Source organism: Ilyobacter sp. (assembly GCF_041583315.1).
Lineage (GTDB): Bacteria > Fusobacteriota > Fusobacteriia > Fusobacteriales > Fusobacteriaceae > Ilyobacter.
This window is the reverse complement of sequence record NZ_JBFHGC010000529.1, coordinates 1-1,983: the sequence shown is the minus strand read 5'-3', so window position 1 is coordinate 1,983 and position 1,983 is coordinate 1. Positions and strand designations below refer to the sequence as shown.

Here is a 1,983-nt window from a genome sequence, read left to right as displayed (position 1 = left end):
GAGCAAAAAGGATACGGTCTTGCATTTTTAGCGGGGATTGCATGGGGTACATTAGGAATTACATCGCATTATGTAGGGCAAACGGGAGTGGGACCTTTTGAAGTGGCTTTTTTAAGGCTATTTTTTGCATTTTTATCCATGTTTACTTTTTATTCAATAGCGGATACAAAAAAAATAAAAATAAGCAGGGAAGACTTAAAACACTCCATTTTAATTGGCATTATAACTCAGGGAACAATGAGTTTGGCAGTTTTTAAGTGCATATCCATGACATCAACAACGGTGGCAATAATGATGGTATGCTTAGGACCTCTTTTTACAGCAATATTATCAAGGATAATTTTTAATGAAAAGATAACTTTATTTAAAGGTTTAGCATTGTTTTTAGCATTTTATGGAGCATTTCTTGTTGTGACAGGAGGAGACTTTTCTGTATTAAAAACCAATGGAGCGGGAATCTTTGTTGGTCTTATATCGGCATTAGCATATGGATTTTTTCCAATATTAAGTAAGAGTGTTCCTAAAAAATGCAATTTAACGGGGATAATCATGTATAGTTTTTTGGTAGGATCTGTTTGTATACTCCCTATAATAGATACAAATATGATTTTAAAAGCCTTGAGTTTTAAAATGATAGGTTTTTCAGTTGTACTAGGAATAGTTCCGACAGTTCTTTCTTTCACTTTTTATTCTAGGGAACTTAAATTTACAACACCAACAAAAGCCGCAATAATGAGTCTTGTGGAACTTCCAACAGCCGCTATTATAGGTCATTTTTTCTTATCAGAATACCTTTTTACTGTAAATATAGTAGGCATTGTTATATTATTAGCAGGGACAATGATATCGAAAATTGACCTGTCTGGTAAGCAGAGATATAAGATACAGAATAATTCTTAAACATAAAAAAGAGGAAGAATCTCTGAAAAGCTTCTTCCTCATACTTATGAAAGTATTCTTTTTTTTATTATATTCTGATTTTCAAGTTGATTTTTTCTAATTATCTATAAATTGTATCTCTTTTATTCCCAGTACAGATCTCTGTGTTTTGCATGACACTTCATCGATAATATCTTCCATATTACTACTAACTTTATCTAGAATTACTGTTCCTAATTCCTTTCCGACACTATAATCCCCAACTACCTCATATACATACTGAATAAAATACATGATTAAAACCTCCCTATCAATCCATTTTATCTTTCTATAAAGGTTCCCTCTACTTCATTATAGATAAGCGGATCACTACTACCTATTCTTCCGATAAGGTTGACTCTATATCTGTTTGCAATATCTATTGCCATATTGCTGGTTATTCTCATAGAAGCCACCACTGGAACTCCTGCACCTGCAGCTTTTACTACCATATCTGAAGATACTCTCCCCGATATTACCACCGTGGACCTTGCAAGGTCCATCCCTTCAAGAAGGGCAGCCCCTATAACCTTATCCACAGCATTATGCCTTCCTATATCCTCTCTTACGATAACCCTTCCGTCACTATCTTTTATAGCTGCCGAATGGGTTCCCCCTGTAGACTGGTGCAGACTGGCGGATTCAAGCATTGTTGCAAAAGTTTCTTTTATATTTACTATCCCAACTCTGTAACCTGATCTTATCTCTCTTTTGTAAAATTGTGATTCCTTAGGCAGTTCACCACTACCACACCCGCTCATCACTATATTTTTAATGCTGTAGACTTCTTCCTTCAACTCCTTATCCACAACGGCAAATATTCTTTTGCCGCTGCTGCATGGAGCAGCTCCTATAAACTCATCTATACTGTCTATAAGCCCCCTGGAATACAGATACCCCAGAGCCATTTCACTAAGGTTTTCAGGGGTGCACATAAATGTTATCATCTTTTTTCCATTTACAAACAGGTCCACTGCTTCTTCAGTAAAAATATTTGACTTTTTCTTCATCTCTCTCCCCCCACCTCCCTTAGTTCCTCTGGAGTATTTATATTTTTAAAGCCAT

Annotated in this window: 3 protein-coding genes; 1 reads left to right on the top strand and 2 read right to left on the bottom strand. The window is 35.6% G+C overall.

Annotated features, from left to right (window positions below; genetic code table 11):
* The coding region (locus tag ABZA26_RS13835) for a DMT family transporter (protein ID WP_372715079.1) at positions 1-900 on the top strand (900 nt) is incomplete at its 5' end.
* 96 nt (positions 901-996) lie between these two features.
* Here the strand turns inward: ABZA26_RS13835 and ABZA26_RS13830 are convergent.
* Both ABZA26_RS13830 and fdhD read right to left on the bottom strand, forming a co-directional pair.
* Positions 997-1,173: a hypothetical protein gene (locus tag ABZA26_RS13830; protein WP_372715078.1), complete on the bottom strand. Its 177-nt coding sequence runs from the start codon at positions 1,171-1,173 to the stop codon at positions 997-999.
* A gap of 26 nt (positions 1,174-1,199) precedes the next feature.
* Complete coding sequence (fdhD, locus tag ABZA26_RS13825) at positions 1,200-1,928, bottom strand: formate dehydrogenase accessory sulfurtransferase FdhD (RefSeq protein ID WP_372715077.1); 729 nt, start codon at positions 1,926-1,928, stop codon at positions 1,200-1,202.
* Between the last annotated feature and the right edge of the window lie 55 nt (positions 1,929-1,983).